The organism is Pseudomonas sp. 43(2021) (assembly GCF_017490805.1).
Lineage (GTDB): Bacteria > Pseudomonadota > Gammaproteobacteria > Pseudomonadales > Pseudomonadaceae > Aquipseudomonas.
Map to the genome: position 1 here is coordinate 1 of NZ_JAFGYJ010000430.1, position 468 is coordinate 468.

The 468-nt window shown below is 60.3% G+C and carries 1 protein-coding gene; it reads left to right on the forward strand.

Going from position 1 to position 468, the window contains the following annotated elements; genetic code table 11:
- Positions 1 to 450, forward strand: a 450-nt coding sequence (locus J5M71_RS28005) for a cytochrome c (RefSeq protein ID WP_207838831.1), incomplete at its 5' end; no start/stop codon positions are given.
- Positions 451 to 468 lie beyond the last annotated feature (18 nt).

Below are 468 nucleotides of genomic sequence, written 5' to 3' on the forward strand. Positions count from 1 at the left end.
GGCAAGCACAGCGCCGGGCCGTTCTATCTGGTCTGGACCGATCCGCAGGCCGGCAATGTCAGCCCCGAACAGTGGCCGTTCGAAGTCGCCAGTATCAAGCTGATGGCGCCAGTGGCCCAACGCTTCCCTGCCCTGCTGCCCGATCCTGCCTTGAAGGCCGATGATCCGGTGAACCAGGGTTTTGCCCTGTTTCAGAAAAACTGCCTGGCCTGTCACCGGTTGAATGGTGCCGGAGACGCGCAGTTCGGTCCGGATCTGAATATTCCGTATAGCCCGACCGAGTATTTTGGGGCGGATTTCTTGAAGCGCTACATCCGCGATCCGCAGAGTTTGCGTCAGTGGCCGCAGGCGAAGATGCCGGGGTTTTCCGCGCAGGTGTTGCCGGATGGAGACCTTGAAATGCTGGTGGGCTATCTCAAGCACATGGCCGGCCGCAAAGCCAAGCCTTGATGCAGTCTCCCTTGTGGG